The following is a 26,443-nucleotide window of genomic DNA, read 5'->3' as shown; positions in this document are numbered from 1 at the left end:
CGACAGGACGCCGAACCCCGATGACGGACCATCGACACCCCCGCGCGCTGCTCGTCGAGGACGACGCCGTCAGCGCCGCCTTCCTGGAAGCCGCGCTCTCGCGCGTCCCGCTGGAGGTGGACGTCGCCCGCGACTGCGCCCGCGCGCGCGAGTTCGCGCACACGTCGATCTACGCCCTCTGGGTGTTCGATGCCAACCTGCCCGACGGCCGCGGGGATGCGCTGCTCGGCACGCTTCGCCGGAACGGGCTCGCGACGCCCGCCATCGCGCACACCGCCGCGCGCGAAGCGGAGGAACACGAACGACTGCTGACCGCGGGGTTTCTCGAAGTTCTCGTGAAGCCGTTGTCGACGTCGGAAACGGTCGCCGCCGCGCGCATGGCGCTGGGCATGGATGCATCGCTCCAGGCGCCCGTCGCGGCGACCAGCGACTCACCGCTTTGGGACGACGCTGCCGCGCTCGCGGCGCTGATGGGCGATCACGGCCACCTCGATGCATTGCGCGGCCTGTTCCGCACCGAACTGGATGTCGTGCACGCGTCGCTGCAGAAGGCGATCGACATGGACGATCGCACCGAGATCCGCTCGCATCTGCATCGGCTGCGGGCGAGTTGCGGCTTCGTCGGCGCGACCCGCCTGGGCCAAGCCGCCGCGCAGCTCGCCGCCTTGGAGCCGCGCGACGGATGGGCTGCCTTCGATGCGGTGATGCGTGCGACGGTGGAGACGTTTCCATCTCCGTGATTGCGCGGGCGCCCGTCGGTTTGCGCGCTATTGGCGAAGCGCGCGCCGCATCGGGCGGCGCCAAGCGCGCTATCGGTTGGCTACACAACGCGCCGCGACGCGGTCGTTGATTGGCCGCGGCGTTGCGGGGGTTCAAGGCTCCGCTGATGTCCCGCCTACGCCGGCGCGCGACAACTCACCCAGCATCTGCCACGACGTCAGTCCACGCGGCCCGACGTGATGCTCGAGCACACGACGCATCGCACGCCTCAGTGCCGCGAGATCGCCTGGCGCCGGCATCTCGTCCTCCGCGAGGGCGAGCAAGGCCTGCCCCGTCGGCGCATCACTGCGGTCCGCAGCGCCGCGATCGATGAGCATTCGCCGCGCACCGTGCTCGGGATCGAGGCGATACCGCGCCGCGGCGTCGACCGGCTGCCCGTCGCCGTCGAACGCCCAGTCGAAACCGAGACCTAGCGACTGCAGCAGATCGCGTTCGTAGCGACGCAACGTCCATGCGAGCGGCTCGCCCGCGCGCAGACGTTCGCGCGTGCGCGCGTAGGCGGTGAACAGGTCGGGTTGCGGATCGTGGCGCGGTGCGAGCCGGAGCGTGAGTTCGTTGATGTAGAACGCCGCGAGCGCGGCATCGCCGACCAGGCGCGGCGCGGCGTCGACCGCTTCGGCATTCGCGAGTTGCGCGAGTTCTCCGCGTTGCACGGCGTCAAACCGGATCCACTGCAACGGCTGCAACGCCGCGCGCAAAAGCTGCCGCCGCGGCCCGGTCACGCCCCGCGCGAGCATGCCGATGCGGCCGTACTGCGCGGTCAGCAGCTCGAGCAGCAGGCTCGTTTCGCGATAGGGCCGCGCATGCAGGACGAACGCGTTTTCCTGGACGTAGCGCATGTCCGACTACAGCGGCGTCGATGCATGCGTCATCGCGGCGCGGTCAGTCGTGATAACCAAGCGACTTGAGCGCGGCTTCGTCGTCCGACCAGCCTTCGCGCACGCGCACCCAGGTTTCGAGGAAGACCTTGGCGTCGAACAGTCGCTCCATCTGCTGTCGCGCCTTGGAACCGATCTCGCGCAGGCGCTCGCCGCCCTTCCCGATCACGATCGCCTTCTGGCCCGAGCGCTCCACCCAGATCACCGCGCCGATGCGCAGCAGCGCCCCGTCGACTTCGAAGCGTTCGATTTCGACGGTCGTCGCATAAGGCAGCTCGTCGCCGAGCTGACGCATCAGCTGTTCGCGCACCATCTCGCCCGCAAGAAAGCGCTGGCTCTTGTCGGTGATCTCGTCTTCGCCGTAGAGCGCGTCCTGCTGGGGCACGAGCGCGAGCGTGTCGCGCACGAGCGCTTCGAGACCGAGCTTCTTCAGCGTGGACACCGGATGCACGGCGGCGAAATCGCGCCCCTCGCTGACCTTCGCGAGGTACGGCAGCAGCGCCGTCTTGTCCTTCAAGCGGTCGACTTGATTGACCACCAAGACCACCGGAATGCCGGCCGACTTGAGCGTGTCGTACGCCAGGCCATCTTCATCGTCCCAGCGCCCTGCCTGCACGACCAGCATGGCGGCGTCGACGCCTTCCAGCGCGCCGCGCGCCGCACGATTCATCATGCGGTTCATCGCGCGCTTCTGCTCGCGATGCAGGCCGGGCGTGTCGACGAGGACGAGCTGGCCGGCCTCGAACGTGGCGATGCCGAGCAGGCGATGGCGCGTGGTCTGCGGGCGATTCGAGGTGATCGAGATCTTCGCGCCGACCAGCGCGTTGACCAGCGTCGATTTGCCCACGTTCGGGCGTCCGATGACGGCGACGTGGCCGGCACGATGGGTGTCAGGGTTCATGGGCGAATTGTACGGGCCCGCGTCCGTGGGGCCGTGCAGACGCGCGTCAGCCCTTGCGCTCGCCCTGCAGCGCGTCGATGCGCGCCAGCGCCGCTTCGGCCGCCACCTGCTCCGCCGCGCGACGCGAGGTGCCTTCGCCTTCCGTCACGATGTCGGGCTGGGTCAGCGTGCAGCTGACGCGGAACACGCGCGCATGCTCCTCCCCCTCTTCGGACAGCAGCGCGTAGACAGGCAACGGCCGCTGGCGGCCCTGCAGCCACTCCTGCAGGCGCGTTTTCGCGTCCTTGCCGACCTTGTTCGGCGGCGGCAACGCGGCCATGGCGTCCTCGAACCAGGGCAGCACGACAGCCCGGCAGGTATCGAAGTCGGTGTCCAGGTAGATCGCGGCAACCAGCGCCTCGACGGCGTCGGCGAGGATCGAATCGCGTCGCTGCCCGCCGGATTTCATCTCGCCAGGCCCGAGCGTCAGCTTCGCGCCCAGGTCGAGATCTCGGGCGATCTGCGCAAGCGAGGATTCACGGACCAGCTCGGCACGTGCACGCGTCAGCGCGCCTTCGTCGACCTTCGGCCATCGTGTGTAAAGCGCTTCGGCGACGAACAGATTGACGAGGGAGTCGCCCAGGAACTCGAGCCGCTCGTTATGCGGCGCGCCGGCGCTGCGATGGCGCAGCGCCTGTTCGAGCAACGCGGAGTCGCGAAACGAATGGCCGATGGCGCGGGCCATCGTCAGTCGGCGACGCGCTTGAATTCCTTCTCGGCGTGGAAGTGGCCCACGACGTCGAGATTGGCGATCAGCGGACGCTGCACGTCGTAGTCCACCGTCATGACCCAACCGGCTTCCTTACGCTTGAGCGTCACATTCTCCGGCTTCACGTCATCGCCGTAATTGACGTCCATGCGGCGGAAGAACAGATCCTTGATCTTGGCAGGATCGGCGTTCGCCATGTCAGCGTCGGTGGCCATGCCTTCGAGCGCTTTCTTGACCGAGAAGTATTCCGAATACATCGGGATCAGCTTCATGCCGACGTAGACGAACACACCGACGACCGCGAGTACGATGATGAAGCTGGCCAGGGTCATACCCTGCTGATGACGTCTCATGACTCTCTCCCCAAAGTCCGTGAGGCGGACAGTATCACTTGATGGCGGTACCGACGCGCGAGGCGTCGAAGGCGCCGGTGCAGAACCAGCCTTCGCAATTCAGCCAGATCAGGAAGGCCTTGCCGCGCAGGTTCGACTCCGGCAACAGACCCCAGTATCGGCTGTCCTCGCTGTTGTCGCGATTGTCGCCCATCACGAAATAGTGGCCCGGGGTGACGGTCCACTCGCCGTCGCCGTCGGTGCGGAACAGGTCGGTGCGCTCGAGCACATGGTGCGGACGGCCCGGCAGCGCTTCCTGCATCTCCTCCGCACCGGTCATCTCGGCGCCGTTGCCGATGCCCTGGTAGACGCCGATCGGCTGCACCGTCACCGGCTTGCCGTTGAGGAAGAGCTGGTGGTCGTGGTACGCGATCGTGTCGCCCGGCAGGCCGATGATGCGCTTGATCCAGTCCTGCTCCGGATGGTGCGGCGGCTTGAACACGACGACGTCGCCGCGCTGCGGTTCGCCGATCGAGACGACCTTCTGGTTGCTGATCGGCAGGCGCAGGCCGTAGCTGAACTTGTTGACGAGGATGAAGTCGCCGGTGAGGAGCGTCGGCATCATCGAGTTCGACGGAATGCGGAACGGCTCGGCGACGAAGCTGCGCAGCATCAGCACGGCAGCCAGCACGGGGAAGAACGACTTGGCGTAGTCGACCAGCACCGGCTCGTCGGCGTCTTCGAGCAGGCCACCGCGCGCGGCGCGACGCTTGGCGAGGAACAGCTTGTCGAGCAGCCAGATCAGACCACTGGCGAGCGTGAGCACGACGAGAGCGATTTCGAACCAGCGCATGGCAGTCCCTGGAAACGGATGTTCGTGACGGGAGCTTGGATCGCGGACGGCCGCCGGGGTTCCCGAGTCCCCGGCCTGCCCGACGGCACTTGTATTACTGGTCGACCTTCAGCACAGCAAGGAAGGCTTCCTGCGGGATCTCCACGCGGCCGACCTGCTTCATGCGCTTCTTGCCTTCCTTCTGCTTCTCGAGGAGCTTCTTCTTACGCGTGATGTCGCCGCCGTAGCACTTGGCGAGCACGTTCTTGCGCATCGCCTTGACGGTCGTGCGCGCGATCACCTGCGAGCCGATCGCCGCCTGGATCGCGACGTCGAACATCTGGCGGGGGATCAGCTCCTTCATCTTTTCCGTCAGGTCACGGCCGCGACGGTCGGCATGGCTGCGGTGCGTGATGATGCTGAGCGCATCGACCTTGTCGCCGTTGATCAGCGTGTCGACGCGCACGAACGGACCGGCCTGGAAGCGCAGGAAGTGGTAGTCGAGCGACGCATAACCGCGCGACACCGACTTCAGCTTGTCGAAGAAGTCGAGCACCACCTCGGCCATCGGCAGCTCGTAGCTGATCTGCACCTGGCCGCCCATGTAGTTGATGCCGATCTGCACGCCGCGCTTTTCTTCGCAGAGCTTGATCACGTTGCCGACGTAGTCCGGCGGCGTGAGGATGTTCGCGCGGATGATCGGCTCGCGGATCTCCTCGACCATGTTCACCGGCGGAAGCTTCGCCGGGTTGTCCATGGGGACGATCGAACCGTCGGTCTTCAGCACTTCGTAGATCACCGTCGGCGCGGTGGTGATCAGGTTGAGGTTGTACTCGCGCTCCAGACGCTCCTGCACGATCTCCATGTGCAGCATGCCAAGGAAGCCGCAGCGGAAGCCGAAGCCCATCGCTTCCGAGCTCTCGGGCTCGAAGCGCAGCGCGGCGTCATTCAGGCGCAGCTTTTCCAGCGCTTCGCGCAGGTCCGGATAGTCCTCGGCGTCGACGGGGAACAGGCCCGCGAACACGCGCGGCTGCATTTCCTGGAAGCCCGGCAGCGGCTTCTGCGCGGGATCGGCCGTCAGCGTCAGCGTGTCGCCCACGGGCGCGCCATGCACGTCCTTGATCGACGCCGTCACCCAGCCCACCTCGCCCGCGCGCAGCGCCGGCAGCACCTTGCGCTTGGGCGTGAACACGCCGACGTCGTCGACCTGGTGCGTGCGACCCGTCGACATCACGAGCAGCTTGTCGCCCTTCTTGATCTCGCCCTGCATCACGCGCACGAGCGACACGACGCCAAGGTAGTTGTCGAACCACGAGTCGATGATCAGCGCCTGCAGCTTGTCGGTGTCGCGCGGCTGCGGCGGCGGGATGCGGTGGACGATCGCCTCGAGCACGTCGACGACGTTGAGGCCGGTCTTTGCGCTGATGGCGACGGCGTCGGTCGCGTCGATGCCGATGACGGCTTCGATCTCCGCCTTCGCGCGATCGATGTCCGCGGTCGGCAGATCGATCTTGTTGAGCACCGGCACGACCTCAAGCCCCTGCTCCACCGCCGTGTAGCAGTTGGCGACGGACTGCGCCTCCACGCCCTGCGCGGCGTCGACGACGAGCAGCGCGCCTTCGCACGCCGCCAGCGAACGCGAGACTTCGTAGCTGAAGTCGACGTGGCCGGGCGTGTCGATGAAGTTGAGGTAGTAGGTCTGCCCGTCCTTCGCCTTGTACGGCAGGGAGACGGACTGCGCCTTGATCGTGATGCCGCGCTCGCGCTCGATCGGATTCGAGTCGAGCACCTGCGCTTCCATTTCGCGCGCTTCGAGGCCGCCGCAGATCTGGATGATGCGATCGGCGAGCGTCGACTTGCCGTGGTCGACGTGCGCGATGATGGAGAAGTTGCGGATCTGCTGCATGAAAACGGCGGGACCGAAGGCGAAATAACGCGGGATTATCGCATGCCCCCGGTCCGGCCCGGGGCGACCGCGTTCGGCGGTCGCCCGGAAGTCGTCAGCCTTCCGACGGGTCGACGGCGACGAACTGCGTCGACGTACCGCGACGCACGAGCAGCATGATCGCCTGGCCACGCGGCAGCGACGCCACGGCGCGCGACAGTTCGGACGCGCTGCCGACCGCCGTGCGACCGACCTGCAGGATCACGTCGCCGGGCTGCAGGCCGGCATCGCGCGCCGGCGTGCCGTCGACGCGGCCGATCCGAACACCCTCACCGTCGTCGAGGCCCATGCGCTTGCGCTCGGCGGCGGTGAGGTCCTGCACGGCAATGCCGAGGCTGGCGTTCGCGGCGGGTTCGGGCGTCGTGGCCCGCGGGCCGGCCGGTGCGTTGTCATCCTCGGCAGCGGCAACGCTCAGCGCGTCGAGCACCACCGGGATCTGCACAGTCTTGCCCTCGCGGATCACGGTCAGCTGCGCCTTGCTCTTGGGCGGCAGCGCGCCGATCAGCGGCGGGAGGTCGGCCGAGTCGTTGACGGCACGACCGTTCACCGAGCGGATGACGTCGCCACGCTGCAGCCCGGCGCGTGCCGCGGCGCTGCCCGGAAGCACGTCGGCGACCAACGCACCTGATGCGCTCGGCAGGCCCATGGAGCTCGCAAGGCTGGAGGTCATCTGCTGCACCTGCACGCCGAGCTGGCCACGGGCGACGCGGCCCGTCGTACGCAGCTGCTGGACGACCGACGCCGCGAGATCCATCGGGATCGCGAAGCTCACGCCCTGGTAGCCGCCGGAGCTCGAGAAGATCTGCGAGTTGATGCCGACCACTTCGCCGCGCGTGTTCAGCAGCGGGCCGCCCGAATTGCCGCGATTGATCGCAACGTCGGTCTGGATGAAGGGCACGTACTGCTGGTTGGCGTACGGGTTCGAGCGACCGACCGCGCTGACGATGCCGGCCGTCACCGAGTGGTCGAGGCCGAACGGCGAGCCGATCGCGACCACCCACTGGCCGGGCTTCGGTGCATCGGTCGCGGTGCGCAGCGCGGGCAGGCCCTTGCCTTCGATCTTGAGCAGCGCGACGTCCGACTGCTCGTCGCTGCCGACCAGCTTGGCCTTGAACTCGCGACGGTCCGACAGCCGCACCGTGATCGTGCTCGCGCCGTCGACGACGTGGTGGTTGGTGAGGATGTAGCCGTCGTCGGAGATCAGGAAGCCGGTGCCCAGCGACACGCCCTGCAGGCTGTTGTCCGGGCCCTGCGGCTGGCGCGGCCCACCGGCGCCCGGCGGATCCTCACCGAAGAAGCGCTTGAAGAATTCAGGGATCTCGTCGTCTTCGCTGGCCAGGCGGCGGTTGTTGCTGCCGCGGATCTCCGCACTGACGTTGACGACGGCCGGGCCGACCTGCTGCACGAGGTTGGTGAAGTCCGGCAGGCCGGACACCATCTGCACCGCCGGCGGGGCGGTCGACGGAACGGGCAGCGACGCCGCGGGCTGCGGCTGCTGGGCCGTGCAGGCCGCGGGCAGCGCCAGCGCGGCGACGAGGGCAAGCGTATGGAGCGGTCGGTTCATCGAATCGGCCTCGGAGCAGGTCGGAGGGCCGGCGGGGCCGGCCGGGTATCGGAAGAACGGATCAGGGCGTGACGGCCTGACCGGTCGCCTCGCCGTGCAGGCGGGGCTCGAAGGGGTAGAACGACGGCGAGTCGCCGCGAGTGTCGGCGGTCGTGCCGTAGCTCGCGGTGAGCGCGGCATTGCCGCCGAGCGCCGCGCGCGGCCACGGATGCGACGTCAGCGAATCGTTCGCCGGGACGCGGAACGGGTTGGAGGCGTCCGGCGGTGTGAACGCGGCGACGGCAACGGCGGCGGGTGCTGTCGCTTCGCCGCGCGAGCCGGTCGCCGCGCGACGCGACGGCCGCGAGCTCAGCGCACGCGACTGCGGACGTTCGACGGCCGCGAACTGCTGGGCCACGGGCGGGGCATCTGCCGGAGTGGTTGCAGTCGCAGCCAGCGCCGGCGCTTCAACCGAAGGCGTGGCAATCGGAGTCGCGACCTGCGCATTCGACGGCGCGGATGCCGCTGCCACCGCGGGTGCCGCAGGCGCGACGGCCGGCTGCGGGCCGCGCGTCGCGACGACCGCCACCAGCGCGAGCGATGCGGCGAGTGCACCACCGGCCCACAGACGCAGCGGACGACGGTTCGACGTCGCGACGGTCGCCACCGCCGGCGCAACCGCGAGCGACGGCGCTTCGGCCGCCATCGCGCTGCGGACGCGCTCGGCGAGATCCGCGGGCGCGGCGATCGGCGCCTGCCGACGCATCGCATCGCCGATCAGCTGCCAGCGACCGCAGTCGTCCTTCCAGCCGCCGTCGTGCGAAAGACGACGAAGCGCGAACAGGCGCGCCTCGCCGGAAAGCTCGCCGTCGTACAGCGCGCTGAGGGATTCACGGTCGTTGTGGTCGTTGGGCGTCATCGCTGCCGCTCCCGGGCTCCGGCATCACGTTCGGGGTCGAGAAGGGGTTTGAGTTGCGCGTCGATCGCTTCGCGGGCACGGAAGATGCGCGAGCGCACCGTGCCGATCGGGCAACCCATGCGTTCGGCGATCTCGTCGTAGCTGAGGCCTTCGACCTCGCGCAACGTGATCGCTTCGCGCAATTCTTCCGGCAACCGGTTCACCGCCGCCATCACCGTCGACTCGATCTCCTGCCGAAGCAGTTCGTGCTCGGGCGTATCCGTGTCGCGCAGGCGATAGCTGTGATCGAACTGCTCGGCGTCCATGACGTCGATGTCGTCCGTCGGCGGTCGTCTGTTCTGTGCGACGAGATGATTCTTGGCGGTATTCACGGCGATCCGGTGAAGCCAGGTGGAGAACTGGGCGTCGCCCCGGAAATTCCCCAAGGCGCGATACGCGCGCATGAAGACTTCCTGGGCCACGTCCTGGCATTCGCTCCAGTCGTGCACGTAGCGCCCGATCAGACCGACCACGCGATGCTGGTACTTGCGCACCAGCACGTCGAAGGCCGAGCTGTCGCCGCGCTGCACGCGCTCGACCAGCTCCCGGTCCAGGGACTCCCGCCCCGGGCCGGATTCCATTGCAGACCCTTCCTCTTCGGCCATGTCGGGCCGGTACTCCTGTATCGGCCCGGCATCGCCGAGCAATGGGACAACGCCATCGCGGAAAAGTTCATCGTCCGCGGCGGGCGCGGGGCGCCGAACGGGGCGCGGATTGACGCACGGGAAACAACCTCCGGATGATAGCCGGTCGCTCCATACGTGAACGGATGGTTTTCCATGCCCGCCCCCTCCCGCTTTGACGGCCTGCCCATGCACCACTGGCGCGCCGAATCCCGTGACGACGGCGTCGTCGTGCTGTCGTTCGACAAGGCGGAAAGCTCCGTCAACACGTTCTCGCAGGACGTGCTCATCGAACTGGATACGTTGCTCGAGCGGCTGCTGCTCGAACCGCCGAAAGGCCTCGTGATCCGCTCCGCGAAATCCAGCGGCTTCATCGCCGGGGCGGACATCAAGGAGTTCCAGGTCTTCGACCAGCGCGGCACCGTGAACGATGCGATCGCACGCGGCCAGCGCGTATTCCAGCGCATCGCCGACCTGCCTTTCCGTACCGTCGCCGCGATCCACGGCTTCTGCATGGGCGGCGGCACGGAGATCGCGCTCGCATGTGATTACCGCGTGGCGAGCGACGACGCATCGACGCGTATCGGACTGCCCGAAGTGAAGCTCGGCATCTTCCCGGGCTGGGGCGGCAGCGTTCGTCTACCTCGACTGATCGGTGCACCTGCCGCGTTCGATCTGATGCTCACCGGCCGCGCCGTGAGCGGCAAGGCCGCGAAGGCGATGGGGCTGGTCGATCGCGTCGTGCCCGTCGACCAGCTCATCGATGCCGCGATCAAGCTCGCACTGCGCGGTGCGGAACGTCCGTTCCAGCAGCGCGCACTCGCTTGGGCGACGAACACCTGGCCTGCTCGTCAGGCGATCGCACCGCAGCTGGTGAAGCAGGTGTCGCGCAAGGCGAAGAAGGCGCACTACCCCGCACCGTATGCGCTGATCGAAAGCTGGCGTCGCGGCGGCGGCTCGACCAAGCAGTTGCTCGACAACGAACGCCGCGCGGTGGTGAAACTGTCGTCGACGCCGACGGCGCGCAACCTGATCCGCGTGTTCTTCCTGCAGGAACGCCTGAAATCGCAGGGCGACAGAAACCACGGCATCAAGCGCGTGCATGTCGTCGGCGCCGGCGTGATGGGTGGCGATATCGCGGCGTGGTCGGCCTACAAGGGCTTCGAAGTCACGCTTGCCGATCGCGAGCAGCGCTTCGTCGACGCGGCGATGCAGCGTGCATCGGACCTGTTCGCAAAGCGCGTCCGGGACGAGAGCAAGCGTCCGGAAGTCGCCGCGCGGCTGCGCAGCGATGTCGAAGGCGTCGGCGTGGCCGATTGCGACCTGCTGATCGAAGCGATCATCGAGCGGCCCGACGCGAAGCGCGAGCTGTACGGCGACGTCGAGCCGCGCATGAAGCCCGACGCGCTGTTGACGACCAACACGTCGTCGATTCCGCTCAACGAATTGCGCGAAGGCCTGCATCGCCCGGCGCAGTTCGCGGGCCTGCACTACTTCAATCCGGTCGCGCTGATGCCGCTGGTGGAAATCATCCATCACGACGGGATGGACCCGCGTACCGGCGAACGTCTTGCGGGCTTCTGTCGCGCGATCGACAAGTTCCCGGTGCCCGTCGCCGGCACGCCGGGCTTCCTCGTCAATCGCGTGCTGTTCCCGTACATGCTCGAAGCGGCAACCGCATATTCGGAAGGCATCCCGGGGCCGGTCATCGACAAGGCCGCGGTGAACTACGGCATGCCGATGGGTCCGATCGAACTCGTCGACACGGTGGGTCTCGACGTCGCTGCGGGCGTCGGTCGGGAGCTTGCGCCGTTCCTCGGCCTGCCGATTCCCGCGGCGCTCGCCACGCCGCCGCAGCCGGGTGCGCGCGGCAAGAAGGACGGCCAGGGCCTGTACAAGTGGGAGAACGGCAAGGCGATCAAGCCCCAGATTCCGCAGGGCTACGTCGCGCCGGACGATCTCGAGGATCGACTGATCCTGCCGCTGCTCAACGAAGCGGTCGCGTGCCTGCACGATGGCGTTGTCGCCGACGCGGATCTGCTCGATGCGGGCGTCATCTTCGGCACAGGCTTTGCGCCGTTCCGCGGCGGCCCGATCCAGTACATCCGCGAAACCGGCGTCGACGTGCTGCTGCAGCGCCTGCGTGCGCTCGAAGCGAAACACGGCGCGCGGTTCGCACCGCGGCCGGGTTGGGATCACCCGGCGCTGCGGGCGTAAGTGGCGTCGAGCCGTCGCATCGGATCGGTGCGGCGGCTCGCCATGAGTGGGTGATGCGGCGATGCGTCAGCGCGACGCGCTCGATGCATCGCTGAGGTCGACACCGAACTCGCACACCGTTGGCGGCTGCTTGCGCACCACTGCCGAGTCCGACATGAAGGCGCCATCGCCGGTGGGATAACCCTCGGGCGGATTCGCGGGTTCGCAGAGCGTCACCGGGCCTGCGAAGCGACCGTCGTGCGCCAGCGTGCCGCCCTTCCAGTCGGTCACGACGCCGCCGTAGTCCCAGCCGAAACCGGCGAACTCGAACGCGCGTCGATTCAACTTCTCGAGTTGCAGCGTCGTCAGGCCGATCCGCACGCCGTCCGCGCGTTGCCACGTCGACGCGCCGCGGATCGCGAGCGCCGATGGGTGATCGCCAGCGTCGTTCAACCAAACCTCGATACGTCGCGCAGGCTCATCGGGAAACAGCACCCAGCCCGGCGCTTCGGCACCTTCGGCGCCGTGGAAGGTTTCGCGGGCGAGGGCGGCGTCGCCGTAGCGAACGCGCAACGTGTCGTAGGTGTCGGCGGACGTCGCGACGTCTTCGAGCCGATCGACCGGACGCGATGTCGAGCCATCGCGCGCTGCGGGCGCATCCGCACCGGCGCGCGGTGCGCGGGGCTGCCGCGCGGACGCGGAGGGCGCGGGAGGCGACGTCGAGCCCGCAGGTGGCGCGTCGACCCGCGCACACGCGACCGACACCAGGCCGATCGCCATGAGGGTGGAAAGACGATGCAGGGCGCGATGCGTCCGCATGCGTCGTCGCTTACATCGTGTGCGTCGACCGGTCGCCCGTGAGCAGGCCGGCCAGCAGCGTCTCGATCTTGCCCTTCACCGCGTCGCCTTCCGGCGTCTCGGGGAATTGCACGCCGATGCCCGCGGGATGCCCGCCCTGTGCACCGACCGGCGTCAGCCACACGACTTTGCCCGCCACCGGCATGCGTTCGCCGGATTCGGGCAGCGTGACCAGCAGGAACACCTCGTCGCCGAGCGAGTAGCGCTTCGGCGTCGGCACGAAGATGCCGCCGCCCTTCAGGAACGGCATGTACGCCTGGTACAGCTGCGATTTGTCCTTGAGGACCAGCGACAGGATGCCCTGTCGCGCGCCGCCGGGAGTAGCACTCATCGGTCGCGGATCTCCTGGCCCGCGCGCGAAGCCGCGCGCCAGGCCGTCAACAGTTCCATCAGCACGAGGTCCGCGCGGACCGTGGTCCGCAACAGGTCGCGACTGCGGTTCGCCTTGTCGAACCAGGTGGCCAGACTGCGCGCGGCGTGCGGGTCGGTCAAGCCGCGGGCCTTTTCGACGGCCAGGTCGGCGGCATGGCTCAGCCGCAGGCCGGCATGTTCGTCGCTTCCCCACTGCTGGGCGATCTCCTGCGGGCTTGCCTCGGCACGCGCGAGTTTCTGCAGATCCGCGGCGACGCGCCGACGCAGCTCGAGCCCGCCGCTGCGCAGCCAGTCGTCCGCAAGCCCCGGATGGCCGCGCGCCGCCAGCAGCGCCTCGTCGACGTCCTTGGCCGAATGTCCCTGCGCGAGCAACCAGGCGCGGGCCTCGTCGACGGGCGGCAGGCGGAACTCGATGCGCTGGCAGCGGCTGCGGATCGTCGCCGGCAGGCGCGCCGGATGCGCCGAGACCAGCCACAGGTAACGGCCGGGCACGGGTTCTTCGAGCGTCTTCAGTAGGGCGTTTGCGGCCGAGGTGTTGATCGCGTCGGCCGGGTCGACGATCGCCACCTGGGCGCGTCCGTACTGCGGCGTGAGCGCGAGCTGCGACGAGAGCTCGCGCATCTGGTCGATGACGATCTCCGTACGCACCTTCGTGCCTTCGCGGTTCGGGATGAAGCTGACGAAGCGGTAGTCGGGGTGGGTACCGGCGTCGAGCAGTCGACAGCTGCGGCACGCATTGCAGGGTTCGATGCCGTTCGGCGTCTCGCACAGCACGCGACGCGCAAGCCGGATCGCAACGTCACGCTTGCCGAGCTGCGCCGGCCCGCAGAACAGCTGCGCGTGGCCGAGACGACCCGACTCCAGCGTCGATGCCACCTGAGCGTAGATGCGCGACTGCCAGGGCGACATCGGCGTCATGCGATCGAGGCGCGATGGCGGCGCAATGCATCGACTGCCGCAGCCGCGACGTCGGCCGGCGGCTGCGATGCATCGATCACGACGAACCGCTGCGGATGCGCGGCCGCACGCGCGAGGTACGCGGCGCGCACGCGCTCGAAGAATTCGACCTGCTCCGATTCGATGCGATCGGCGTGGCCGCGGCCGCGCATGCGCGCGAGGCCGACGTCGACCGGCACGTCGAGCAGCAGCGTCAGGCCCGGTTCGATGCCGACGAACTCCGTTTCGAGCACGTCGATCAGATGCGGATCGCAGCCGCGCCCGCCGCCCTGGTAGGCGTGGCTTGCGTCGGTGAAGCGATCGCTCAGTACCCACTCGCCGCGCTTCAACGCGGGCGCGATCACCTGCGCGACGAGCTGTGCGCGCGAAGCGAACATCAGCAGCAGTTCCGTGCGATCGCAGGGCGCTTCATGCGTCGGATCGAGCAGGAGTTCGCGGATGCGCTCGGCCAACGGCGTGCCCCCCGGTTCCCGCGTGCAGGTCACCGCGCCGTCGCGTTCGAGTTCCGCGCGCAGCGCCGCGAGCACGGTCGACTTGCCCGCGCCCTCGCCGCCTTCCAGCGTCACCAGCTTCGGCTCGCGACGCAGCACTGCCGGCTGCGTCATCGCGGTGCGGCCTGCGCGGCGCGATAGTTGGCGAGGTACTTCTGCACGTTCTGCTGGTGCTCCGCGAGCGTCTTGGCGAAGAAGTGATGGCCGCTGCCATCGCCGCGGGCGACGAAGTACAGCGCATCGCCCGGCGCCGGGTTCGCGACCGCCTGCAACGCGGCTTCGCCCGGCATCGCGATCGGCGTCGGCGGCAGACCGGTGCGCGTGTAGGTGTTGTACGGCGTGTCGGTCTGCAGATCGACCTTGCGGATGTTGCCGGCATACGCGCTGCCCATGCCGTAGATCACGGTCGGATCCGTCTGCAGCGCCATGCCGAGCTTCAGTCGACGCGAGAACAGTCCCGCGATCTCCGGACGCTCCTCCGCGATACCCGTTTCCTTCTCGACGATCGATGCCAATGTCAGCATCTCGTCCGGCGTCTTCAGCACGTTGTCTGCGCTGCGCGAGCGCCATGCGGCGTCGAGCGTCTTGTTCATCGCGTCGTAGGCGCGACGCAGCACGTCAAGGTCGGTATCGCCGCGCGTGTAGATGTACGTCTCGGGCAGGAAGCGGCCTTCCGGATGCTGGCCCGCGTGGCCGAGTTTCGCCATCAGCGTCGCGTTGTCGAGCTGCGCGCTGTCGTGGACGAGCGCGTCGGCTTTGGCGAGCGCATTGCGCACGTCGCGGATCGTCCAGCCTTCGACGATGGTGACCTTGTGCTGGATGACGTGGCCGTCGCGCATGTCCATGAGCAGATCGCGCGGCGTCATGCCCGGTTCGAGTTTGTACTCGCCGACCTGGATGCGGCCGGCAGCGCCGAGCTGCTTCGCGAGCGCGGTCCACTCGATCGTGGAGCCTTCGACGCCCGCGTCGTGCAACTTGCGCAGCACGACGGGCAACGAGTCGCCCTGCTTCACCACCAGGCTGCTACCGGGCTTGACGCCGCGCATCGGCGCGTCGGCGAAATCGGCGTACAGGTACCACGCGCCTGCGAGCGCCGCAGCGAGCGCGAGCAGCAACAGCAGGGTGAAGCAACCACTTCGGCGCTTGCGCGAACGGCTCACGGCGACTCCGGTGTCAGTGCAAAGGCGGGATGCTCGGTCGCCAGGCGTTCCCGAAGCCGGGCGACCTGCGGATGCGGCGACCACATGCGATCGCCGAGCCGCGCGACTTCGAGGATACCGCGCACGGCATTGCAGACGAACAGGGCGTCGGCGGATTCGACGTCCGCGGGTGCGACGCGTGTCTCGTGGGCGCCGAGCGCGTCACGCGCCCAGTCGCGGCAGACGCCGCGAACGCCGCAGCGATCGACGGCGGGCGTCGACCACGCGTCCCCGTTCAGCAGGAACGCGTTGCCGGCGACGGCACTCACCACGTAGCCGTCGGTGTCGAGCATCAGGCCGTCGTCGGGGGGCTCGCCGTCACGCCATTCCCCGCGCGCGAGCACCTGCTCGAGGCGATTGCAGTGCTTGTGACCCGCGAGCGCCGGCTGGATCGACATCCGGGTCTCGCACCAGCGAAGCGCGATGCGCTCCGGTGAGGTCGGGATCTGGTGCAGCGACAGCATCCAGAACGGCGGCGCGTTCGACGGCGCATAACCGCGGCCGCCTGCACCGCGGGTCACGACGAGCTTGGCGACGGCATCTCGGCCGTCGAGCAGTTCGCGCAACTGTTCGCGCGCCTGTCGTTGGTCCGGCGTCGCGATGCGCAGTGCGTCGCAACCCTGCTCCAGGCGTGACCAGTGACGATCCCACCACGGCACGTCGCCGCGATGCGCGCGCATCGTCTCGAACAGGCCGTCGCCGTACGCGAGGCCGCGATTCATCGGCGCGATCGAGTCGACACGCGTCGAACCTTCGAAGAGGCGCACGTCCTGCATATCAGTCCGCCACGCCGAGCGCGCGCAACATGCCACGCGCCTTGGCGCGCGTCTCGTCGAGTTCGCGCTGCGGGTCGGAGTCCGCCACACTGCCGGCGCCGGTGCGGAACCGCACCTCACGGCCTTCGACTTCCGCGCTGCGTATCAGGATGTTGAGATCCATGTCGCCGTTCGGTGCGAGCCAGCCCATCGCGCCGGTATACGCGCCGCGGCCGACACCTTCGAGTTCCGCGATGATCTGCATGCACCGCACCTTCGGGCAGCCCGTGATCGTGCCACCCGGAAAGACGGCGCGAATCACTTCGCCCGGTGTGACGTCGTCGCGCAGGCGACCGCGGACGTTGCTCACGATGTGATGCACGTGCGCATAGCTCTCGACCGTCATCAGCTCGTCGACTTCCACGGTCCCCGGGCGGCAGACGCGACCCAGATCGTTGCGCTCTAGATCGATCAGCATCACGTGTTCGGCGCGCTCCTTGGGATGGCCGACGAGCTCCTGCACGCGTGACGCATCGTCGTCACCCGCGATGCGCGGGCGAGTGCCGGCGATCGGCCGCGTTTCGACGAGGTCGCCCTGCACCGACACGAGCCGCTCGGGGGACGCGCTGACGACCGACCACCCGTTGCCCGCGAACAGACCGGCGAAGGGTGCCGGGTTATTGCGGCGCAGCTGGGTGAAGAGCGATGCCGGGTCGACGTCGACATCGAAGTGCGCAGTCCAGCCACGCGAGAGATTCGCCTGAAAAACGTCGCCCGCCGCGAGGTAGTTGAGGATGCGCCGCACACCGTCGGTGAAGCGCTCCGGCGCATCCTCGTCCACGGCGCCGGGTATGCGCCACGCAGGAACGTCAGCCAAGCCGGACGCGCGGCGCAGGTCGGCCTCGATCGCATCCGCCATCGCGTCAGTCGCGGCGTGCAGGACGCAAGCGCCCGTCGTGCGGTCATGCTCGATCGCGGCGTCGATGCGTACCGCACGCGCTACCGGGACCTTGCCCGGCGCGCTTGGCAGATCGAGAACACGCTCGACCTGCGCGGCGGCTTCGTAGGCGATGAGCAACGCCCAACCGCCGACCGGCGAACCCGTGGCCGCCCTCGACGTTGCGGATGCGGCATCCAGTGCCGCGAAGAAGTCGTTGCCGACCTCGCGCCCCCCTTCATCGCGCACGCAGCCATCGCGTCCGAGTTCGAGCGACTCGCGGCTGGCGGCAAGCAGCAGATCGCGGCGACCGATGCGCGTGCCCGACGCTGTCGATTCGAGCAGCACCGGATAGCGCGCAGGCGCGAGGCGGTGCAGGTCGAGGAGGTCGCCGACGCGATCGAGGGTGCGTCGAACGGGCACGGATGGAGGCATGCGTCAGGGCAGGAACAGCGGAGCCGCAATTATCGCCGCCCGCGCGCCCCGCTGCCCGGAAACGACGAAGCCCGCGATGGACGCGGGCTTCGGAGGGTTGCGGCGTGTGCGATCGTCAGATCCGGCGGAACACCAGCGTGCCGTTGGTGCCGCCGAAGCCGAAGCCGTTCGAGACGGCAACGCCGACCTTCGCCTGGCGCGCGGTGGTCGGCACGTAGTCGAGGTCGCAGCCCTCGGACGGATTCTCGAGATTGATCGTCGGCGGAATGATGCCGGCGTGCAGCGCCATCACCGAGAAGATCGCCTCGACGCCGCCCGCGGCGCCCAGCAGATGGCCCGTCATCGACTTGGTCGAGCTGACCATGGTGCGGTAGGCGTGGTCGCCGAGCGCGCGCTTGATCGCCATGGTCTCGGCGAGGTCACCGAGCGGCGTCGACGTGCCGTGTGCGTTGACGTAACCGACCTGCTCCTGCGACACGCCGGCGTCCTTGAGCGCCATCACCATGCAACGCGCGGCGCCCTCGCCGTCTTCGCTCGGCGCGGTCATGTGGAACGCGTCGGACGTCGCACCGAAGCCCGCGAGTTCGCAGTAGATGCGCGCGCCGCGGGCCTTCGCGTATTCGTACTCCTCGAGGACGAGGATGCCCGCGCCGTCGCCGAGCACGAAGCCGTCGCGTTCGGCATCCCACGGCCGCGATGCGCGCGTCGGATCGTCGTTGCGCGTGCTCATCGCCTTCATCGAACAGAAGCCGCCCACCGACGTCGGCGACGACCCGCGTTCGCCGCCGCCGGCGATCATCACGTCGGCGTCGCCGTACTGGATCATTCGCATCGCCATGCCGATGGAATGATTCGACGTCGCGCAGGCCGACACGGCGGAGAAGTTCGGACCCTTCATGCCGGTCAGCAGCGACACCTGACCCGGCAGCATATTGATGATCGTGCTCGGCACGTAGAACGGCGAGATCTTGCGCGGGCCGCCCTCGTTGTACTTGATCGCGGTTTCCTCGATGCCGAGGATGCCGCCGATGCCCGAACCGATCAGCGCACCGATGCGTTCGGCGTTCGAATCGTCGATGACCAGACCCGAATCCTCGATCGCCATCAGCGACGCGCCGACGCCGTAGTGGATGAACGGATCCATCTTCTTCGCGTCCTTCGGGTTCACCCACTTGGTGACGTCGAAGTCGCGCACTTCACCGGCGATCTTGGTGGTGAAGTTGGTCGTGTCGAAATGCGTGATCGGGCCGATGCCCGAGCGTCCGTTGACGATGCCGTCCCACGTCGTCGCCAGGTCATTGCCCAGCGGAGAGACGATTCCTAACCCGGTAACCACGACGCGACGGCTGGACATGCTTTCGACCTCGACTGCACCGGCGGTCCGGTGACTCTGTTCGGCGATACGACGCCGTAGGGCGTCGCCTCAAAAACACGGGGCCGCAATGCGGCCCCGTCGGTATTGCGTGGAGATGGGAAGCGCCACGGCCTTCCCTCTCCCGTCAGCGGATTACGACTTGACGTGAGCCTTCACGTAGTCGATGGCCTGCTGCACGGTGGTGATCTTCTCGGCTTCTTCGTCCGGGATCTCGCACTCGAACTCTTCCTCGAGCGCCATCACGAGCTCGACGGTATCCAGCGAGTCGGCGCCCAGATCGTCAACGAACGAAGCATTGGTGGTGACGTCTTCTTCCTTCACGCCGAGCTGTTCGACGACGATCTTCTTGACGCGCTCTTCGATGGTGCTCATTGGATCTCTCTCCTCCCGGGACGGGATGCTAGATGGACAAGTCTAAATGAATCGCAGCGGGCCGGAGTATAGCGGCCGGGTCCGCGTGAAAAAGTCGTTGGAAAGCCCGGTTTACGGGCCTCAGGGCATGTACATGCCGCCGTTGACGTGCAGGGTTTCGCCGGTGATGTAGGCCGCGTTCGGGCCGGCCAGGAAGGCCACCGCACGCGCGATATCGGCCGGCTCGCCGAGGCGGCCGAGCGCGATCTGGTCGAGCATGCCCTTCTTGGCGTCTTCGGGCAGGCCCTTGGTCATGTCGGTATCGATGAAACCCGGCGCGACGACGTTCACCGTGACGCCGCGCGAGCCGATCTCGCGGGCGAGCGACTTCGAGAACGCGATGATGCCGGCCTTCGCCGCGGCGTAGTTCGCCTGGCCCGCATTGCCGGTCACGCCGATCACCGACGCGATGTTGACGATGCGTCCCTTGCGCGCCTTCATCATGCCGCGCATAACGGCCTTGCTCGAGCGATAGACGCTCGTCAGGTTGGTGTCGAGGATGGCCTGCCAGTCCTCGTCCTTCATGCGCATCAGCAGGTTGTCGCGCGTGATGCCGGCGTTGTTGACGAGGATCGAGATCGGGCCGATGTCCTTGGCGATCGCATCGATGAGCTCTTCGATCGCGTTCGGCGCGGTGACGTTGAGCACACGGCCCTGCCCGCCCTTGGATGCGAGACGCTCACCGATCGAGGCCGCGCCCGATTCCGACGTCGCCGTACCGATCACCGTCGCGCCCTGCGCCGCGAGTTCGTCGGCGATCGCCGCACCGATACCGCGCGTGGCGCCGGTGACCAGTGCGATCTCGCCCTTCAACGTGTCCGTCATCATGTGTCTCCGTTGCGGCGACCGGCGAAGCCGATCGCGTCATGCGCGTTCGCCGCGCGTCGTGGAATCAATTGCGCCAGTCGGCGAGCGCGGCGTCGAGATCGGCTGTCGTGCCCAGCGCTCGCGCGTCGACCGACTTGTCGATGCGCTTCACCAGTCCCGTCAGCACCTTGCCCGGCCCGCATTCGGCGATACGCGTCGCGCCGCGCGCGACCAGCGCTTCGACGCACTGCGTCCACTGCACCGGCAGGTAGAGCTGACGCACGAGCGCGTCGCGGATCGCCGCGATATCGGTGCGCACCTCGGCGTCGACGTTCTGCACGATCGGCAGCTGCGGCGCCGACCACGCGAGGCCGTTCATCGCTTCGGCCAGACGATTCGCCGCTTCGCGCATCAGCGGCGTATGCGACGGCACGCTGACCGCGAGCTTCACGGCCTTTCGCACGCCGCGCTCGGCGAGCATCGTCAGCGCACGATCGACCGCATCGGCGTGACCACCGATCACGATCTGACCGGGCGAATTGAAATTGGCGGGCACCACGACTTCACGACCGCTGCAGGCTTCGCAGACCTCCTGCACGAGCGCGTCTTCCGCGCCGAGCACCGCGGCCATGGCGCCGGTGCCTGCAGGCGCAGCAGCCTGCATCAGCTGACCGCGCAGGCGCACGAGCTTGGCGGCGTCCGCGAGCGGCAACGCGCCCGCCGCGACGAGCGCGCTGTATTCGCCGAGGCTGTGACCGGCGAGCTGCGCAGGCATCGCCCCGCCGCGCGCCTGCCACAGGCGCCACACCGCAATGCCGGCCGCGAGCAGCGCCGGCTGCGTGAATTCCGTCGTGTTGAGTTCGGTTTCAGGCCCGTTCTGGCTCAAGGCCCACAAGTCGACGCCCGCGCCTTCGCTCGCTTCGGCGAACGTGGCGGCGATGACCGGCTCCGCCGCGGCGAGATCGCCCAGCATGCCGACCGACTGCGAGCCTTGGCCCGGAAACACGAATGCGAGTTGCGTAGCGGTCACGCAGACAGCCCGTTGGGGGAGCGCGCCATCATACGGACGAAGCGTTCATGCTGTCTGTACTCCGCCGTACGCCGCTGATCGGCGCATCCCACAGCCGTTGGCCACAAATGCGAACGCCCGCCGATGAGGGCGGGCGTTCGTCAGAAGCGGCGCAGCCGATCAGTAGCGGACGAGCGCGCTGCCCCACGTGAAGCCGCCACCGAACGCCTCGAGCAGCAACAGCTGGCCGCGCTGCACGCGCCCCGAGCGCACGGCTTCGTCGAGCGCGAGCGGCACCGAACCGGACGACGTATTGCCGTGCTTGTCGACGGTGACGATGACGCGCTCCATCGGCATGTCGAGGCGCTTGGCCGTCGCTTCGATGATGCGGAGGTTTGCCTGGTGCGGAATCAGCCAGTCGATGTCATGGCGATCGAGGCCGTTCGCTTCGAGCGTCTCCTCGACGACCGAATCCAGCGCTTTCACCGCGTACTTGAAGACGTCGTTGCCGGTCATCATCACGCGCACGCCGGCGTTGTGTTCGTCCGGCTTGAAGCCCGCGGACACGCCGACCGGGTTGTACAGCAGCTCCTTCTTGCTGCCGTCGGCATGCAGGTGGGTGCTAAGGATGCCGGTGTCGCTGTCGGCCTTCAGCACCACCGCGCCGGCGCCGTCGCCGAACAGCACGCAGGTCGAACGGTCCGACCAGTCGAGCATGCGGGTCAGCGTTTCCGCGCCGACGACGAGCGCGGTCCTCGCAGCGCCCGAGCGGATGAACTTGTCCGCCACCGTCAGCGCGTAGACGAAGCCCGAGCAGGCGGCATTGACGTCGAACGCCGGGCAGCCGATCGCGCCGAGGCGGTTCTGCAAGAGGCAGGCGGTCGACGGGAAGATGATGTCCGGCGTCGTCGTGCCGACGACGATCAGGTCGATCTCGCTCGCTGTGACGCCCGCGGCTTCCATCGCGCGCGTCGCGGCATGGAAGGCGAGGTCGCAGGTCGTTTCGCCTTCCGCGGCGACGTGGCGCTCGCGGATGCCCGTGCGGGCGGCGATCCACTCATCGCTGGTCTCGACGAACTTAGCGAGGTCGTCGTTGGTCAGCACTTTCTCCGGCAGATAGCTGCCGGTGCCCGCGATGCGCGCGTAAATGGTCTGGGTCATCCCCTGCCTCGCCGGGACCGCGGATGCCGAAGCCCCACGGACGCCGCCGTATGCACGGCGGCCGGAAAAACGGCGATGCGACCCGAAGGTCGCATCGAGAACCGGTGGCCAGGCCACCGATGTCCGTGTCAGGGACGAGCCGTCGACACGGACGTTGTCGTCAGGCGCAAGCGCGCCCGGCGATCACTCCTCGTCGACAACCTTCGACTGGGTGTTGATCACCTTCTTGCCGCGGTAGTAGCCGTCGGCCGTGATGTGGTGGCGCAGGTGCGTCTCGCCCGTCGTCGGATCCGTCGCGATCTGCTTCGGGCTCAGCGCGTCGTGGGCGCGGCGCATGCCACGGCGGGAGGGAGAAACGCGGGACTTCTGAACGGCCATCGGGGTGCTCCGGTGCAACGTTGGGCGGCGTCGGGCGTCGTGCCCGGGCCGAAAGGTGGAAATTATCGCCCAGCCCGGCGGCTCACGCCACCGGCCGGACCCGTCCGGATTACTCCGGCTTGTTCTTCAGCGCGGCCAGCGCGGCGAAGGGATTCGGCCGCTCGGCCTCGACGGCCGGGCCGTCGCCCCATTCGCGCTCCACCGCGTCCGTGCCCGGCTTCACCGGGACGACCGGCACCGCCAGGATCAACTCGTCCTCGACCAGCGCGAGCGTCTCCAGCTCACCCGACGGATCGACCAGCAGCGGCTCGTATCCGGGCGTCAGGCCCGCTTCGTCGGCCTCGTCGCGGATCAGCCCCATGCGCTGGTCGATGTGGACCGGCAGCAGGAATCGTTCGAGCGTGCGTTGGCAGACCAGCGGAAGCTCGGCCTCGACGCGCACCTCGACGTACGGGACGCCCAGGCTGTCGCGGTCGAAATCGAGCGAGAACACCGCGTCGCCATCCGGCGCTTCGAGCAGACTCGCGAGCCGCTGCAGCGACGCCAGCGGGACACGCCCTTCGAAGCCGCGTCGCGCGGTGACCTGACGCCAGGCATCCAGGGTCTCGGGTACGGACTGACGGGACGCCGGCGCGGACATAAGCCGCGGACTGTTAGAGAGGTGCCCTCGTGGTGTCAAACCGACGACGGCCGTCACGCCGCGTGCGTTGCCGCGTCCACGGGACGCGCGTCAGACTGGCCGCCTCGCCCGGAGGCCGCCGTGACCGTCGTTGCCCTTGCTCTCGCCGCCGCCGCGGCCGTCGTTGCCTTGTTGGTGATCCAGCGCAGTCGTCGCCTCTCGCCCCATCAGCGTGCCGTGCGCGACGTGCTCGACGCCGCCGACGCGCTCGAGGACCGGCTCCGCGTGGCGAAGGCCGAGATCGAGGCAGTGGCCGGCGACCATGGGCCGAACCCCGTCGGCGATGCCATGCGCGAGATGCTCCGCCAGCGGCTGTGGCTGCGCGATCACGGCGGCACCGCGACACCCGAACAGCTCGCCGGCGTACGCGACGCCATCGACGCCGCGCGCGGCCGCATCGAGCACCAGCTCGAGCGCATCGAGGAAGCGAGGTCGCCGCGTGACTGACACGCGACTGGTTCTCGCCTCGACGTCGCGCTATCGCCGCGAGTTGCTCGAGCGATTCGGCCTGCCCTTCGACTGCATCGCGCCGGGCGTCGACGAGACGCCGATCGACGACGAATTGCCCGACGCGCTCGTCGAGCGGCTTGCGCGATCAAAAGCCGGCGCAGTCGCGCGTGCCGTGCCTGAGGCCTGCGTCATCGGGTCCGATCAACTCGCCGCGTTCGACGGCGGCGTGCTCGGCAAGCCGGGCAGCGCGGAACGCGCGATCGCGCAGTTGTCGGCGATGTCGGGGCGCGACGTCGTTTTCCTTACGGCGCTGTGCGTTATGCGCGGCGAGCACGAGATCGGATTGCATATCGACCGCACCATCGTGCGATTCCGCACCCTGTCTACCAGGGAGATCGAGCGTTACGTCGACGCCGAACGTCCGTTCGACTGCGCGGGCAGCTTCAAATCGGAAGGCCGCGGCATCACGTTGTTCGATGCGATCGAAACGCAGGACCCGACCGCATTGATTGGGCTTCCCCTGATCGCGACGTCGCGCCTGCTGCGCGACGCCGGTTACGCGCTGCCCTGAGTCAGCGCGCGATTTCGATCGGAACTTCCGGCCACTCTTCGATCGCACCGTCGCGACCGTGCAGTCGCAGGCCGAGCCAATGGCGGCCGGGCGACACATTGCTCGCATCGACCTTGCCGACGAAGCCGAGCGCCGGCATGTTCGGATCGCGCAGGCCCGGCCACGACGCGTTGAGCCCTTCGTACGGCTGGCCGTAACGCAGCTCACCGACGACGCGCCCATCGAGCATCGCTTCCACGCGCTTCAACCCGACGCCTTGCCGGAAAGCCCAACCGGATACGTCGAATGTGCGTCCGACCTTGCCGTCGATCGCAGGTCGGTCGATCCACGCCATCGACGGCGTTGTGCATTCGCCGGTCGCGGGCTTGTCGAGTCGGAACAGCGCAAGGCGTTGGCGCCCGTGATCGACGTTGAGGATCGTCGGTGCAGGCAGCGGCCCGATGCGCTCGCAGAGTTCCAGGTAACGACGATGCAGGTTCTTGAACTCGACTTCGCTCACGCCGACGGCGAGCAGGACGGGCCCGCGCTGGAGGAGAGCGCGCGGGTCGGCGTCGAGGCCCCACAGGTGCAACTGCGGCGCGCGGCCGTGCTTGCGGTTGAGCGGATGATCCAGCACCACGATGTCGGGGTCGCCCAACGCGAAGCCGAGTTCCGCGCCGAGCTTGAAGTTGTCGGCGACGATGCGCGTGCCGCGAGGCATCGCGCGAAGCTGGCTGCGCGCGGCGTCGGCGACTTCGTCCCAGCCTGCGAAGTTGTTCGGATACCACTTCTCGGCAGCGGTGCGTGCACGTACGTCGGGGATCGACACCGCGACGTAGTAGCCCATCACCACGATCAGCCCGATACCCGCGAGCGCCGCGGTCGCGCGTCGCCAGAAGGCGGGCCATGCGGCGAGATAGCGCGGCAACAGCGGCACCAACGCGAGAAAGCCCGGGACGGGCCAGTGGAAGCTCACGCGTTCGGTGTCGGCGAAGAAGCCGAGTACGAAGAAGCCGCCGACCACGAGCAGCCCGAGCATCGCGCACCAGCGTGCAGTGAGCAGCGGGCTGCGCAAGCCGTCGCGTCCGGCTTGCAGCAACGCGACGAACAGCAGCGGCGTCACCAGTAGCGCCTGGATCGCGATGAACCACAGGCCGCTGGAATGGAATGCCCAGGGATGGCGTTCGACGAGCTGAAAGCGGAGACCGGCGTCGGCGTTGTCGTAGTTCCACCAGACGAGTGGCGTCCACGCGGCCGCACCGAGCGCAATCGCGATGATGACGCGTACATCCTTGAGAGCCCGCCGGCCGTCGGACGTGGCCAGGAGCGCGACGAAACCGACGGCGATCACGGCGATGAAGCGGTAGTGGCTCAACGCACCGATCGCGAGGCCCGCGGCGAGCTCGAGTGCATGGCCGGCATCGACCTTGCGCAGCAGGCAGGCGCCGGCGTCCATGCAGAGCAGCGTCGCCAGCGCGAGCAGCGGATCGGGCACGGCGAGCAGGCCCAGCGTGCCCACGAGCGGCAGCAGCAGCGCGAACGCGCCGGCCTTCCAGCCCTCGACCTCGCCGAACGTGCGATGCGCAATCCGCACGACCAGCAGCGGCACGAGCATCGCGACGACGAGGAACGGCATGCGCAGCGCCAAGGGATGCGCGCCGCCGAGCTCCGTCCCGATGCGCGTCAGCCATGCCGTCAGGCCGGGAAGATCGGAATACGCGGCGGCCGGGTGCTGGCCCTCCTGCCAGTAGAAGGCCTCGTCGACGAACAGCGGCAAGCGCGCCGCGACGGCGACCTTCACGACCAGCACGATCGACCACAGCGCCCAGAACAGGCGACGCGCACGCGCCGCCACGGGCTCCGACTGCATCCTCATCCGACCT

The 26,443-nt window shown here is 68.3% G+C and carries 28 protein-coding genes; 4 read left to right on the top strand and 24 right to left on the bottom strand.

Features of this window, described 5'->3' with window-relative positions; translation table 11 throughout:
* Positions 1–20 precede the first annotated feature (20 nt).
* On the top strand, positions 21–740 hold the full coding sequence (locus EVS83_RS00255; RefSeq protein WP_166636728.1) for a response regulator transcription factor: 720 nt from the start codon (positions 21–23) through the stop codon (positions 738–740).
* Between the two features lie 132 nt (positions 741–872).
* Here the strand turns inward: EVS83_RS00255 and recO are convergent, their stop codons facing one another.
* The 9 genes from recO to rpoE all read right to left on the bottom strand — a co-directional run bounded on the left by recO (position 873) and on the right by rpoE (position 9,498).
* Positions 873–1,619, bottom strand: coding sequence for a DNA repair protein RecO (gene recO, locus EVS83_RS00250; protein ID WP_133498375.1), 747 nt, complete (start codon positions 1,617–1,619; stop codon positions 873–875).
* A gap of 43 nt (positions 1,620–1,662) precedes the next feature.
* Positions 1,663–2,559: a GTPase Era gene (gene era / locus EVS83_RS00245; protein ID WP_133498373.1), complete on the bottom strand. Its 897-nt coding sequence runs from the start codon at positions 2,557–2,559 to the stop codon at positions 1,663–1,665.
* A 46-nt stretch (positions 2,560–2,605) separates the two neighbouring features.
* Positions 2,606–3,283 (bottom strand): ribonuclease III, encoded by a 678-nt coding sequence (gene rnc / locus EVS83_RS00240; protein ID WP_133498371.1) that lies wholly within the window; start codon positions 3,281–3,283, stop codon positions 2,606–2,608.
* 2 nt (positions 3,284–3,285) lie between these two features.
* A complete protein-coding gene (locus EVS83_RS00235) occupies positions 3,286–3,660 on the bottom strand; it encodes a DUF4845 domain-containing protein (RefSeq protein ID WP_133498369.1) in 375 nt (124 codons plus the stop codon).
* Between the two features lie 34 nt (positions 3,661–3,694).
* A complete protein-coding gene (gene lepB / locus EVS83_RS00230; RefSeq protein WP_133498367.1) occupies positions 3,695–4,492 on the bottom strand; it encodes a signal peptidase I in 798 nt (265 codons plus the stop codon).
* Positions 4,493–4,586: 94 nt separating this feature from the next.
* On the bottom strand, positions 4,587–6,377 hold the full coding sequence (gene lepA / locus EVS83_RS00225; protein WP_133498366.1) for a translation elongation factor 4: 1,791 nt from the start codon (positions 6,375–6,377) through the stop codon (positions 4,587–4,589).
* Positions 6,378–6,471: 94 nt separating this feature from the next.
* Complete coding sequence (locus EVS83_RS00220; protein WP_133498363.1) at positions 6,472–7,980, bottom strand: DegQ family serine endoprotease; 1,509 nt, start codon at positions 7,978–7,980, stop codon at positions 6,472–6,474.
* 61 nt (positions 7,981–8,041) lie between these two features.
* Complete coding sequence (locus EVS83_RS00215; RefSeq protein ID WP_133498361.1) at positions 8,042–8,878, bottom strand: sigma-E factor negative regulatory protein; 837 nt, start codon at positions 8,876–8,878, stop codon at positions 8,042–8,044.
* Positions 8,875–9,498 carry an RNA polymerase sigma factor RpoE gene (gene rpoE, locus EVS83_RS00210; protein WP_133498926.1) on the bottom strand — a complete coding sequence of 208 codons (624 nt, stop codon included), beginning with the start codon at positions 9,496–9,498 and terminating at the stop codon, positions 8,875–8,877. The genes EVS83_RS00215 and rpoE overlap by 4 nt, the downstream gene beginning before the upstream one ends.
* A gap of 198 nt (positions 9,499–9,696) precedes the next feature.
* On the opposite strand from rpoE, the gene EVS83_RS00205 reads away from it, so the two are divergent.
* On the top strand, positions 9,697–11,757 hold the full coding sequence (locus EVS83_RS00205) for a 3-hydroxyacyl-CoA dehydrogenase NAD-binding domain-containing protein (RefSeq protein ID WP_133498359.1): 2,061 nt from the start codon (positions 9,697–9,699) through the stop codon (positions 11,755–11,757).
* A 66-nt stretch (positions 11,758–11,823) separates the two neighbouring features.
* Here the strand turns inward: EVS83_RS00205 and EVS83_RS00200 are convergent, their stop codons facing one another.
* From EVS83_RS00200 to EVS83_RS00135, 14 genes are all read right to left on the bottom strand, one after another.
* Positions 11,824–12,555 (bottom strand): hypothetical protein, encoded by a 732-nt coding sequence (locus EVS83_RS00200; RefSeq protein ID WP_166636727.1) that lies wholly within the window; start codon positions 12,553–12,555, stop codon positions 11,824–11,826.
* 10 nt (positions 12,556–12,565) lie between these two features.
* The gene (locus tag EVS83_RS00195; protein WP_133498355.1) at positions 12,566–12,925 is read right to left on the bottom strand and encodes a PilZ domain-containing protein; all 360 of its coding nucleotides are present in this window, start codon (positions 12,923–12,925) and stop codon (positions 12,566–12,568) included.
* Positions 12,922–13,884 carry a DNA polymerase III subunit delta' gene (locus EVS83_RS00190; protein WP_133498353.1) on the bottom strand — a complete coding sequence of 321 codons (963 nt, stop codon included), beginning with the start codon at positions 13,882–13,884 and terminating at the stop codon, positions 12,922–12,924. Before EVS83_RS00190 ends, EVS83_RS00195 begins: the two co-directional genes overlap by 4 nt.
* Positions 13,881–14,528: a dTMP kinase gene (tmk, locus tag EVS83_RS00185; protein WP_133498351.1), complete on the bottom strand. Its 648-nt coding sequence runs from the start codon at positions 14,526–14,528 to the stop codon at positions 13,881–13,883. The genes EVS83_RS00190 and tmk overlap by 4 nt, the downstream gene beginning before the upstream one ends.
* Positions 14,525–15,574 carry an endolytic transglycosylase MltG gene (gene mltG / locus EVS83_RS00180; protein ID WP_246022720.1) on the bottom strand — a complete coding sequence of 350 codons (1,050 nt, stop codon included), beginning with the start codon at positions 15,572–15,574 and terminating at the stop codon, positions 14,525–14,527. Before mltG ends, tmk begins: the two co-directional genes overlap by 4 nt.
* The gene (gene pabC, locus EVS83_RS00175; protein WP_166636726.1) at positions 15,571–16,380 is read right to left on the bottom strand and encodes an aminodeoxychorismate lyase; all 810 of its coding nucleotides are present in this window, start codon (positions 16,378–16,380) and stop codon (positions 15,571–15,573) included. The genes mltG and pabC overlap by 4 nt, the downstream gene beginning before the upstream one ends.
* A 10-nt stretch (positions 16,381–16,390) precedes the next feature.
* Entirely contained in the window at positions 16,391–17,740 is a 1,350-nt protein-coding gene (locus EVS83_RS00170; RefSeq protein WP_133498347.1) for an aminodeoxychorismate synthase component I, read from the bottom strand.
* Between the two features lie 115 nt (positions 17,741–17,855).
* On the bottom strand, positions 17,856–19,094 hold the full coding sequence (gene fabF, locus EVS83_RS00165; protein WP_133498345.1) for a beta-ketoacyl-ACP synthase II: 1,239 nt from the start codon (positions 19,092–19,094) through the stop codon (positions 17,856–17,858).
* Positions 19,095–19,247: 153 nt separating this feature from the next.
* Positions 19,248–19,487, bottom strand: a complete 240-nt coding sequence (acpP, locus tag EVS83_RS00160; protein WP_133498343.1) for an acyl carrier protein — start codon at positions 19,485–19,487, stop codon at positions 19,248–19,250.
* Between the two features lie 120 nt (positions 19,488–19,607).
* Positions 19,608–20,351 carry a 3-oxoacyl-ACP reductase FabG gene (gene fabG / locus EVS83_RS00155; RefSeq protein ID WP_133498341.1) on the bottom strand — a complete coding sequence of 248 codons (744 nt, stop codon included), beginning with the start codon at positions 20,349–20,351 and terminating at the stop codon, positions 19,608–19,610.
* A gap of 67 nt (positions 20,352–20,418) precedes the next feature.
* Positions 20,419–21,363: an ACP S-malonyltransferase gene (fabD, locus tag EVS83_RS00150; RefSeq protein ID WP_133498339.1), complete on the bottom strand. Its 945-nt coding sequence runs from the start codon at positions 21,361–21,363 to the stop codon at positions 20,419–20,421.
* A gap of 159 nt (positions 21,364–21,522) precedes the next feature.
* Positions 21,523–22,503, bottom strand: a complete 981-nt coding sequence (locus EVS83_RS00145) for a beta-ketoacyl-ACP synthase III (RefSeq protein ID WP_133498337.1) — start codon at positions 22,501–22,503, stop codon at positions 21,523–21,525.
* Between the two features lie 183 nt (positions 22,504–22,686).
* Complete coding sequence (gene rpmF / locus EVS83_RS00140; protein ID WP_133498335.1) at positions 22,687–22,881, bottom strand: 50S ribosomal protein L32; 195 nt, start codon at positions 22,879–22,881, stop codon at positions 22,687–22,689.
* A 109-nt stretch (positions 22,882–22,990) separates the two neighbouring features.
* Positions 22,991–23,521, bottom strand: a complete 531-nt coding sequence (locus tag EVS83_RS00135) for a YceD family protein (protein WP_133498333.1) — start codon at positions 23,519–23,521, stop codon at positions 22,991–22,993.
* A gap of 120 nt (positions 23,522–23,641) precedes the next feature.
* Here EVS83_RS00135 and EVS83_RS15990 point away from each other — a divergent pair, with 120 nt between their 5' ends.
* Positions 23,642–24,007, top strand: a complete 366-nt coding sequence (locus tag EVS83_RS15990) for a hypothetical protein (protein WP_246022719.1) — start codon at positions 23,642–23,644, stop codon at positions 24,005–24,007.
* Complete coding sequence (locus tag EVS83_RS00125; RefSeq protein ID WP_246022718.1) at positions 24,000–24,581, top strand: Maf family protein; 582 nt, start codon at positions 24,000–24,002, stop codon at positions 24,579–24,581. The genes EVS83_RS15990 and EVS83_RS00125 overlap by 8 nt, the downstream gene beginning before the upstream one ends.
* Before the next feature lies 1 nt (position 24,582).
* Here the strand turns inward: EVS83_RS00125 and EVS83_RS00120 are convergent, their stop codons facing one another.
* Positions 24,583–26,430, bottom strand: coding sequence for an ArnT family glycosyltransferase (locus EVS83_RS00120; protein ID WP_133498919.1), 1,848 nt, complete (start codon positions 26,428–26,430; stop codon positions 24,583–24,585).
* Positions 26,431–26,443 lie beyond the last annotated feature (13 nt).

This window comes from Cognatilysobacter terrigena, assembly GCF_004361065.1.
In the GTDB taxonomy this organism is placed as follows: Bacteria; Pseudomonadota; Gammaproteobacteria; order Xanthomonadales; family Xanthomonadaceae; genus Cognatilysobacter; species Cognatilysobacter terrigena.
The sequence above is the reverse complement of the archived record's forward strand: the minus strand, read 5'-3'. Positions and strand labels throughout refer to the sequence as shown.

Excerpts from the sequence above, each read along its gene's own strand:
- EVS83_RS00255 (WP_166636728.1), top strand. The coding sequence starts at position 21 with ATGACGGACCATCGACACCCCCGCGCGCTGCTCGTCGAGGACGACGCC.
- recO (WP_133498375.1), bottom strand. The coding sequence starts at position 1,619 with ATGCGCTACGTCCAGGAAAACGCGTTCGTCCTGCATGCGCGGCCCTAT.
- era (WP_133498373.1), bottom strand. The coding sequence starts at position 2,559 with ATGAACCCTGACACCCATCGTGCCGGCCACGTCGCCGTCATCGGACGC.
- rnc (WP_133498371.1), bottom strand. The coding sequence starts at position 3,283 with ATGGCCCGCGCCATCGGCCATTCGTTTCGCGACTCCGCGTTGCTCGAA.
- EVS83_RS00235 (WP_133498369.1), bottom strand. The coding sequence starts at position 3,660 with ATGAGACGTCATCAGCAGGGTATGACCCTGGCCAGCTTCATCATCGTA.
- lepB (WP_133498367.1), bottom strand. The coding sequence starts at position 4,492 with ATGCGCTGGTTCGAAATCGCTCTCGTCGTGCTCACGCTCGCCAGTGGT.
- lepA (WP_133498366.1), bottom strand. The coding sequence starts at position 6,377 with ATGCAGCAGATCCGCAACTTCTCCATCATCGCGCACGTCGACCACGGC.
- EVS83_RS00220 (WP_133498363.1), bottom strand. The coding sequence starts at position 7,980 with ATGAACCGACCGCTCCATACGCTTGCCCTCGTCGCCGCGCTGGCGCTG.
- EVS83_RS00215 (WP_133498361.1), bottom strand. The coding sequence starts at position 8,878 with ATGACGCCCAACGACCACAACGACCGTGAATCCCTCAGCGCGCTGTAC.
- rpoE (WP_133498926.1), bottom strand. The coding sequence starts at position 9,498 with ATGGAATCCGGCCCGGGGCGGGAGTCCCTGGACCGGGAGCTGGTCGAG.
- EVS83_RS00205 (WP_133498359.1), top strand. The coding sequence starts at position 9,697 with ATGCCCGCCCCCTCCCGCTTTGACGGCCTGCCCATGCACCACTGGCGC.
- EVS83_RS00200 (WP_166636727.1), bottom strand. The coding sequence starts at position 12,555 with ATGCGGACGCATCGCGCCCTGCATCGTCTTTCCACCCTCATGGCGATC.
- EVS83_RS00195 (WP_133498355.1), bottom strand. The coding sequence starts at position 12,925 with ATGAGTGCTACTCCCGGCGGCGCGCGACAGGGCATCCTGTCGCTGGTC.
- EVS83_RS00190 (WP_133498353.1), bottom strand. The coding sequence starts at position 13,884 with ATGACGCCGATGTCGCCCTGGCAGTCGCGCATCTACGCTCAGGTGGCA.
- tmk (WP_133498351.1), bottom strand. The coding sequence starts at position 14,528 with ATGACGCAGCCGGCAGTGCTGCGTCGCGAGCCGAAGCTGGTGACGCTG.
- EVS83_RS00170 (WP_133498347.1), bottom strand. The coding sequence starts at position 17,740 with ATGCCTCCATCCGTGCCCGTTCGACGCACCCTCGATCGCGTCGGCGAC.
- fabF (WP_133498345.1), bottom strand. The coding sequence starts at position 19,094 with ATGTCCAGCCGTCGCGTCGTGGTTACCGGGTTAGGAATCGTCTCTCCG.
- acpP (WP_133498343.1), bottom strand. The coding sequence starts at position 19,487 with ATGAGCACCATCGAAGAGCGCGTCAAGAAGATCGTCGTCGAACAGCTC.
- fabG (WP_133498341.1), bottom strand. The coding sequence starts at position 20,351 with ATGACGGACACGTTGAAGGGCGAGATCGCACTGGTCACCGGCGCCACG.
- EVS83_RS00145 (WP_133498337.1), bottom strand. The coding sequence starts at position 22,503 with ATGACCCAGACCATTTACGCGCGCATCGCGGGCACCGGCAGCTATCTG.
- rpmF (WP_133498335.1), bottom strand. The coding sequence starts at position 22,881 with ATGGCCGTTCAGAAGTCCCGCGTTTCTCCCTCCCGCCGTGGCATGCGC.
- EVS83_RS00135 (WP_133498333.1), bottom strand. The coding sequence starts at position 23,521 with ATGTCCGCGCCGGCGTCCCGTCAGTCCGTACCCGAGACCCTGGATGCC.
- EVS83_RS00120 (WP_133498919.1), bottom strand. The coding sequence starts at position 26,430 with ATGCAGTCGGAGCCCGTGGCGGCGCGTGCGCGTCGCCTGTTCTGGGCG.